Source organism: Pseudomonas sp. CDFA 610 (assembly GCF_021147865.1).
GTDB lineage: Bacteria > Pseudomonadota > Gammaproteobacteria > Pseudomonadales > Pseudomonadaceae > Aquipseudomonas > Aquipseudomonas alliivorans.
Map to the genome: position 1 here is coordinate 1 of NZ_JAGTPM010000027.1, position 883 is coordinate 883.

The 883-nt window shown below is 52.1% G+C and carries 1 rRNA gene; it reads right to left on the reverse strand.

What is annotated here, in order from left to right:
• Window positions 1–883 (reverse strand): 23S ribosomal RNA (locus KDX39_RS26295); the annotation flags it as partial.

Here is an 883-nt window from a genome sequence, read left to right on the forward strand (position 1 = left end):
AGGTGATACCCGTAGCTTCGGTGCATGGTTTGAGCCCCGTTACATCTTCCGCGCAGGCCGACTCGACTAGTGAGCTATTACGCTTTCTTTAAAGGGTGGCTGCTTCTAAGCCAACCTCCTAGCTGTCTAAGCCTTCCCACATCGTTTCCCACTTAACCATGACTTTGGGACCTTAGCTGACGGTCTGGGTTGTTTCCCTTTTCACGACGGACGTTAGCACCCGCCGTGTGTCTCCCATGCTCGGCACTTGTAGGTATTCGGAGTTTGCATCGGTTTGGTAAGTCGGGATGACCCCCTAGCCGAAACAGTGCTCTACCCCCTACAGTGATACATGAGGCGCTACCTAAATAGCTTTCGAGGAGAACCAGCTATCTCCGAGCTTGATTAGCCTTTCACTCCGATCCACAGGTCATCCGCTAACTTTTCAACGGTAGTCGGTTCGGTCCTCCAGTCAGTGTTACCTAACCTTCAACCTGCCCATGGATAGATCGCCCGGTTTCGGGTCTATTCCCAGCGACTAGACGCCCTATTAAGACTCGCTTTCGCTACGCCTCCCCTATTCGGTTAAGCTTGCCACTGAAAATAAGTCGCTGACCCATTATACAAAAGGTACGCAGTCACCCAACAAAGTGGGCTCCCACTGCTTGTACGCATACGGTTTCAGGATCTATTTCACTCCGCTCTCCGCGGTTCTTTTCGCCTTTCCCTCACGGTACTGGTTCACTATCGGTCAGTCAGTAGTATTTAGCCTTGGAGGATGGTCCCCCCATATTCAGACAAGGTTTCTCGTGCCCCGTCCTACTCGATTTCATTGCAAAGAGACTTTCGCGTACAGGGCTATCACCCACTATGGCCGCCCTTTCCAGAGCGTTCCGCTAATCTC